Source organism: Streptomyces sp. AcH 505, from assembly GCF_000818175.1.
Classification (GTDB): Bacteria; Actinomycetota; Actinomycetes; order Streptomycetales; family Streptomycetaceae; genus Streptomyces.
Window position 1 is genome coordinate 3,082,105 of record NZ_JTIY01000001.1, and the last position, 7,425, is coordinate 3,089,529.

Annotated in this window: 5 protein-coding genes and 1 pseudogene; 3 read left to right on the top strand and 3 right to left on the bottom strand. The window is 69.5% G+C overall.

Going from position 1 to position 7,425, the window contains the following annotated elements:
* Positions 1-616: MFS transporter (locus HY68_RS14120; RefSeq protein ID WP_041988732.1), on the bottom strand; the 616-nt coding region annotated here is incomplete at its 3' end.
* A gap of 189 nt (positions 617-805) precedes the next feature.
* Positions 806-2,278, bottom strand: coding sequence for a potassium/proton antiporter (locus tag HY68_RS14125; RefSeq protein WP_041988735.1), 1,473 nt, complete (start codon positions 2,276-2,278; stop codon positions 806-808).
* 294 nt (positions 2,279-2,572) lie between these two features.
* Between HY68_RS14125 and HY68_RS14130 the strand changes: the two genes are divergently transcribed.
* Complete coding sequence (locus HY68_RS14130; protein WP_078863603.1) at positions 2,573-5,440, top strand: penicillin acylase family protein; 2,868 nt, start codon at positions 2,573-2,575, stop codon at positions 5,438-5,440.
* A 39-nt stretch (positions 5,441-5,479) separates the two neighbouring features.
* Here HY68_RS14130 and HY68_RS14135 read toward each other — a convergent pair whose 3' ends face one another.
* Positions 5,480-6,094, bottom strand: coding sequence for a 5-formyltetrahydrofolate cyclo-ligase (locus HY68_RS14135; protein ID WP_041988737.1), 615 nt, complete (start codon positions 6,092-6,094; stop codon positions 5,480-5,482).
* Between the two features lie 43 nt (positions 6,095-6,137).
* On the opposite strand from HY68_RS14135, the gene galU reads away from it, so the two are divergent.
* Positions 6,138-7,043, top strand: coding sequence for a UTP--glucose-1-phosphate uridylyltransferase GalU (gene galU, locus HY68_RS14140; protein ID WP_041988740.1), 906 nt, complete (start codon positions 6,138-6,140; stop codon positions 7,041-7,043).
* Positions 7,044-7,047: 4 nt separating this feature from the next.
* A pseudogene (locus tag HY68_RS14145) lies at positions 7,048-7,425 on the top strand (molybdopterin molybdenumtransferase MoeA); the annotation flags it as partial.

Here is a 7,425-nt window from a genome sequence, read left to right on the forward strand (position 1 = left end):
GCGTGCCGCGCCGGGCGGCGAACAGCAGCCCGCCGGCCAGGGTCAGCGCCGCCTCGGCGATCAGTCCCGCCGCCGGATGCACGCCGGCGCACAGCGCCGTGGTGAGCACAGGACCGATGACGAACGTGAATTCGTCGGTCACCGATTCGAAGGCGGCGGCCGTCGGCATCAGTGGCGAGGTCTCGCCAAGTGCCGTCGTCCACCGCGCCCGCACCATCGGGCCGATCTGCGGTACGGAGGCGCCGGTCGGCACGGCCGCCAGGAACAGCGCCCACAGCGGGGCGCCGGCCAGCGCGAGCGTCAGCAGCGCCAGCACGGACACGGTGTGCGCCAGTACGCCGGGCACGAGCACGGCCCGCTGCCCGTAACGGTCGGCCAGCTTGCCGCCCTGCGGCGCGAAGAGGGCCATGGAGACGCCGGTGACCGCGGCCACCGCGCCCGCCGTGCCGTACGAGCCTGACGTGTGCTCGACGAGCAGGACGATGCCGATCGTCAGCATCGCGAAGGGCTGGCGGGCGGCGAAGCCGGGGAGCAGGAACGTCCAGGCGGAGGGGGTACGCAGCAGCCGCCCGTAGCCCGGTCGTGCGTCGGCAGCGCTTTTGACCGTGTATGACACGGTCCTTGCCTTTCTGCTGTCTGGTGACGCGCTCCACGCGAGCGGCCGAGAGCTGTCCTCTTGCGCGGAACTGCGGTAGATACCGGGGCCCGCCGGGAGGGGGCGCCGCGGCCGCCTTACGGTCGCGCCAGCTCTGCGTCAGACAGAGGTGGTCAATCTGTGGTGATCAATCTGTTCGTCATCGGCCGGTCATGGTCGATCGGCACCGTTATCGTACCGTGCGTCCGTCCCCAGCCAGCCCGCGAGCTTGCCGCCCTGCCCGACCGCACGCAGCCGTCGTTCGGCGGCGTCCCGTACCGGATCCGTCGCCACGACCAGCAGCTCGTCGCCCCGGTGCAGCAGGGTCGAGGGCAGCGGTACGAAGCTGCGGTCGTCCCGTACGACCAGGGTGACCGCCGCCCCGGCCGGCAGCCGCAGCTCGGAGACCTCCACACCGTGCATCTTCGAGTGTGCGGGGATCGACAGCGAGAGCAGATGGCCGCGCAGCCGTTCCAGCGGCGCCGACTCGATGCCCAGGTCGGAGGCGTCCGACGCGGCGCCGAGCCGCAGTGCCTTCGCCAGCCAGGGCAGCGTCGGCCCCTGCACCAGGGTGTAGACGACGACCAGCACGAACACGATGTTGAAGATCCGCCGGCTGCCCTCGATGTCCGACACCATCGGGATGGTCGCCAGGATGATGGGCACGGCGCCGCGCAGCCCCGCCCAGGACATCAGGGCCTGTTCCTGCCAGGGGAGGCGGAAGGGGAGCAGGCTGAGGAAGACCGAGAGCGGTCGTGCCACGGCGGTGAGAATCAGCCCCACGATCACCGCGGGCCAGAAGTCGTCGCCCAGCTCGTGCGGGGTCACCAGCAGTCCGAGCAGGACGAACATACCGATCTGGGCGATCCAGCCGAGCCCCTCGGCGAAGCCGCGGTTGGCCGGCGCGTGCGGCAGTCTGGAGTTCCCGAGGATCATCGACGCCAGATAGACGGCGAGGAAGCCGCTGCCGTGCGCGGTGGCGCCGACGGCGTACGCGGAGACCGCGATGGCCATGACGGCGATCGGGTAGAGGCCGGAGGCCGGCAGCGCCACATGCCGCAGTCCGAACGCGCCGAGATAGCCCACCACGAGCCCGACGCACGCGCCGATGGCCAGCTCCAGCGCGATCTCACCCACCAGCACGTACCAGTGTTCGACATGTCCCGATGCCGAGAGCGCGACCACGATGATCACCACAGGGGCGTCGTTGAACCCCGACTCGGCCTCCAGCGCCCCGGTCACCCGGGTCGGCAGCGGCACCCTGCGCAGTACGGAGAAGACGGCGGCCGCGTCCGTCGACGAGACGACGGCGCCGACGATCAGGGCCTGCCGCCAGTCGAGTCCCACCAGGTAATGCGCGGCTGTCGCCGTCACACCCACGCTCACGCCGACACCCACGGTCGAGAGGGCGACAGCCGCCGGCAGCGACTGTTTGACCTCTTTCCACTTCGTGCCGAGGCCGCCCTCGGCCAGGATCACGACCAGCGCCGCGTACCCGATGACCTGGGTCAGCTCGGCGTTGTCGAACTTGACGTTGAAGATCCCGTCCTGGCCTATCCCGATCCCGATGCCGAGATAGAGCAACAGACTGGGCAGCCCGCTCCGGGACGAGATCCGCACGGCCACGACCGCGATCAACAGCACGAGCGAGCAGATGAGCAGGAGTTCATTGAGCTGGTGGACAGTCAGCGGCCGATCCTTCCACTCGCGCTCGCCGGATCGTTCCTCCGGCGGCCGGTACTTCGTTACCTTACCTAATCTTTAACGTTTTCTTGACGCGTTCGGGCGTCTGTGCGATCACTCTCGGAATCCTTGTGTGATCGTCCGACGGGTGGCGTGATCAAGAGCACTTCCTGACACCGCGTCCAGGCGGGTGAAGCGCTGCGCCTATGGTTGCTCCAGCATTTCCAGGACCACCCTGCCCCTCGAAGGACAGCGATGCCCGCCAACACAGCTCCCTCTTCCGTCAAAAAGAAGGGGCGACGCGCCCGTCTGATCGTGATCGTCCTGGTGCTGGCACTTGTCGCGGGTGTCGGCTACGGGGCGTACTGGGGCGTGAGCACTGTGCGCTCGTCGTTCCCGCAGACGACAGGCACGCTCAAGCTCCAGGGCCTCGCGGGCCCCGTCGACGTCAGACGGGACAGCTACGGCGTCCCGCAGATCTACGCGAACAGTGACGCCGACCTGTTCCGCGCACAGGGGTACGTCCAGGCGCAGGACCGCTTCTACGAGATGGACGTCCGCCGCCACATGACGTCGGGCAGGCTCTCCGAGATGTTCGGCAAGAGCCAGGTGAAGACGGACGAGTTCCTGCGCACCCTCGACTGGCACGGGGTGGCGCAGAAGGAGTACGACACCCAGCTCTCCGCCGACACCAAGAAGAACCTCCAGTCGTACGCGGACGGCGTCAACGCCTACCTCAAGGGCCGCGACAACAAGGACATCTCCGTCGAGTACGCGGCGCTGAGCTTCACCAACGACTACAAGCCGGCGAAGTGGACCCCCGTCGACTCGGTGGCCTGGCTGAAGGCGATGGCGTGGGACCTGCGCGGCAACATGCAGGACGAGATCGACCGCTCGCTGCTGACGAGCAGGCTCAGCCAGAAGCAGATCGACCAGCTGTACCCGGCGTACCCGACCGAGAAGAACGCCCCGATCGTCAGCGAGGGCGGGATCGACCCCGTCACGGGCAAGTTCGACCCGAAGGCGGAGCCGACTGACGACGCCGGGGACGGCACGGGCAGCGGGGACGGCGCGGGCACAGGGGACGGCACAGGCAGCGGGATCGGCGACGGCACGGGCATCGGCGACGGCACCGGCATCGGCGACGGCACGGGTGCCGGCACCGGCACCAACACCGCGACCAACGCCGCGGCGCACACCCCCGCCGAAGCGACCGAGGGCCTGAGCTCCCAGCTCAGCTCGCTCTCCGGCACCCTCGACGAGATCCCGCAGCTGCTCGGCCCGAGCGGCAGCGGCATCGGCTCCAACTCGTGGGTCGTCTCCGGCTCCCTCACCACGACCGGCCGGCCGCTGCTCGCCAACGACCCGCACCTGGCGCCCCAGCTGCCCTCCCTCTGGTACCAGATGGGGCTGCACTGCCGCAGCGTCAGCGAGACCTGCCAGTACGACGTCGCCGGCTACACCTTCTCCGGTATGCCGGGTGTGATCATCGGCCACAACCAGGACATCGCCTGGGGCTTCACCAACCTCGGCGCCGATGTGACCGACCTCTACCTGGAGAAGGTCGAGGGCGATTCGTACCAGTACGGCGACGAGGAGAAGAAGTTCACCACCCGCAAGGAGACCATCAAGGTCGCCGGCGGCCCCAGCAAGAAGATCACCGTCCGCTCGACCGTCCACGGGCCCGTGGTCTCGGACCGGGACAGCGAGCTGGCGAAGGTCGGCGACAAGGCACCTGTCGACAACGCGGCCCCCGACCGGGGCGACGGCTACGCCGTCTCGCTGGAGTGGACGGCCCTGGAGCCCGGCAAGACCATGGACTCGGTCTTCGCGCTCAACAAGGCGAAGGACTTCACCGAGTTCCGCGCCGCCGCCTCGAACTTCGAGGTGCCGTCGCAGAACCTGATCTACGCCGACACCAAGGGCAACATCGGCTACCAGGCCCCGGGGAAGATCCCGACGCGCGCCAAGGGCGACGGCTCGATGCCCGCGCCCGGCTGGGACCCGCGCTACAAGTGGGAGAAGCCGATCCCCTTCGACCAGATGCCGTACGAGTACAACCCCAAGCGCGGCTACATCGTCACCGCCAACCAGGCCGTCATCGACGCGAAGAAGTACCCGTACCTGCTGACGAAGGACTGGGGCTACGGCACCCGCAGCCAGCGGATCAACGACCTCATCGCGTCCAAGACCAAGGACGGCGGGAAGATCTCGACCGACGACATGCAGACCATGCAGATGGACAACACCAGCCAGATCGCCAAGCTGCTGGTGCCCCTGCTGCTCAAGATCGATGTCTCGGACCCGTCCGTGCGCGAGGCGCAGAAGCTGCTGGAGGGCTGGGACTTCACCCAGGAGCCCGACTCGGCCGCCGCCGCGTACTTCAACGGGGTCTGGCGCAATGTGCTCATGCTCGCCTTCGGCGACAAGCTTCCCAAGGAAGTGCGCGTCAAGGGCCAGTGCCTGAACGTCCGTCCGGCCGACAGCACGGGCCCGCCGGACGATCTGGAGAAGCTGGTACGGGAGTGCGGCCAGCGCGCGCCCGACGCGGCGCAGCCGGACGGCGGCGACCGGTGGTTCGAGGTGGTGTCCAACATCATCAAGGACAACGACAACCCCTGGTGGACCAGTGCCGAGGCGCCCAACCAGCGGGACAAGGCCACCACGACCCGCGACGGCCTGCTGCTGCGCGCCATGAAGGACGCGCGCTGGGAGCTGACCGCCAAGCTCGGCAAGGACGTCTCCACCTGGAGCTGGGGCCGGCTGCACCAGCTCCAGCTCAAGAACCAGACGCTCGGCACCAGCGGTCCCGGCTTCCTGAAGACGATGCTCAACCGCGGCCCGTACAACCTGGGCGGCGGCGAGGCGGCGGTCGACGCGACCGGCTGGAACGCGGCAGGCGGCTACAACGTCATCTGGGTGCCGTCGATGCGGATGGTCGTCAACGTCGGCGACTGGGACAAGTCGCGCTGGATCAATCTCACGGGCGCCTCAGGGCACGCGTACAGCGCGCACTACACCGACCAGACGGACAAGTGGGCCGAGGGCGAGCTGCTCGACTGGTCCTTCACGCCCAACGCGGTGGAGGGTTCCACCTCCGACACGCTGCGGCTCACCCCATGAGCGCGGCAGTGAGGCCGTCAGTGGGTCCGTCAGCCACTCTCAGGCAGCCGGCTCCGGGCGGTCGAACCGCCTGACGCCGCCGGGTGTCACCACCGCCCGCACGGGGTGGTCGTGCGGTTCCGCAGGGACCCGCGCGACCACCTCGTCGTCGTAGAGCAGCACCGCGAGCGCCGGCGCCGCGCCCGCACGCGCCAGCCGGGCGAGGACCCGGTCGTACGAGCCGCCGCCGCGCCCCAGGCGCATACCGTGCCCGTCCACGGCGAGTCCCGGCAGCAGGACCACGTCGGCCGCCAGTACGGCGTCCGGGCCGAGCCGTGGCCCGTCGGGCTCCAGCAGCCCGCGCCCGGCCTTCCGCAGCCGGTCGGCGCCCTCGTACGCGGCCCAGTCCAGGTCGTTGTCGGCGAGCAGCACCGGCAGCAGCACCCGCACGCCACGCGCGTGGAGCGCGTCGAGCAGCACGCGCGTGCCGGGCTCCCGGCCCACCGACACATAGCCGGCGACGGTACGGGCCGCCGCCAGCTCCGGCAGGTCCAGGGCGCGCCCGGCGAGAACCGCGGCCGCCTCGGCCGCGTCCTCATAGGACAGCAGGGCCCGCGCGGCGAGCAGTTCACGCCGCACGGCGGCTTTGGCGGCTTTGTTACTCACCGGTGTCATAACCCTCTCGTATGTGTTCATATGCGTCTGTACTGTGCCAGGCATGACGCACTCGCCACCCCCAGGCATCACCAAAGCTGTCATCCCGGCCGCCGGGCTCGGCACCCGCTTCCTGCCGGCGACCAAGGCCACTCCGAAGGAGATGCTGCCGGTCGTCGACAAACCGGCGATCCAGTACGTGGTCGAGGAGGCGGTGGCGGCGGGGCTCTCCGACGTCCTGATGATCACCGGTCGCAACAAGCGCCCCCTTGAGGACCACTTCGACCGCAACTACGAACTGGAAGAGGCGCTCACCCGCAAGGGAGACACCGAACGCCTCGCCAAGGTCCAGGAGTCCAGCGACCTCGCCACGATGCACTACGTGCGCCAGGGCGACCCCCGCGGCCTCGGCCACGCCGTGCTGTGCGCGGCGCCGCACGTCGGCGACCAGCCGTTCGCCGTCCTGCTCGGCGACGACCTGATCGACCCGCGCGACCCGCTGCTCGCCCGGATGATCGAGATCCAGAAGCGGGAAGGCGGCAGCGTCGTCGCGCTGATGGAGGTCGCACCCGAGCAGATCCATCTCTACGGCTGCGCCGCCGTCGAGCCGACGGCCGACGCCGACGTGGTCAAGGTGCACGACCTGGTCGAGAAGCCCGAGCCGGCCGACGCGCCCAGCCACTACGCCATCATCGGCCGGTACGTCCTGGATCCGGCCGTCTTCGGGATACTGCGCGGCACCGCGCCGGGGCGCGGCGGCGAGATCCAGCTGACCGACGCCCTGCAGCAGTTGTCGGCCGACGAGAAGGCCGGCGGGCCCGTGCACGGCGTCATCTTCACGGGCCGCCGCTATGACACTGGTGACCGTGGCGACTTTTTGCGTGCCATTGTCAGACTCGCATGCGAACGTGAAGACCTGGGCCCGGACTTCCGGGCCTGGCTCCGCAGTTATGTCAGCGAGGAGATGTAGCGCCTTGACCAGCACGGCAGAATCGGCACCCGCGGCTCACCACGAGCACCTGTGGTCGGTGGAGGAGCATCTGGCGGACATCCTCGCCACGGTGCGCCCGCTCGACGCCACGGATCTGCGCCTGCTCGACACTCTGGGCTGTGTGCTCGTCGAGGACGTCGTGGTGACGGTGTCGCTGCCGCCCTTCGACAACAGCTCCATGGACGGTTACGCGGTCCGGACGGCGGATCTCGTGGGCGCCACCGACGAGTTCCCCGCCGTGCTGACCGTCGTCGGCGAGGTGGCGGCGGGCAGCGGCGTGCTGCCGCAGGTCGGCCCGGGGGAGGCCGCCCGCATCATGACGGGCGCGCCGCTGCCGCCGGGCGCCGAGGCCGTCGTCCCG

Bases quoted from the DNA above. Each gene is read 5' to 3' on its own strand.
- HY68_RS14130 (WP_078863603.1), top strand. From the start codon at position 2,573: ATGCCCGCCAACACAGCTCCCTCTTCCGTCAAAAAGAAGGGGCGACGC.
- HY68_RS14135 (WP_041988737.1), bottom strand. From the start codon at position 6,094: ATGACACCGGTGAGTAACAAAGCCGCCAAAGCCGCCGTGCGGCGTGAA.
- galU (WP_041988740.1), top strand. From the start codon at position 6,138: ATGACGCACTCGCCACCCCCAGGCATCACCAAAGCTGTCATCCCGGCC.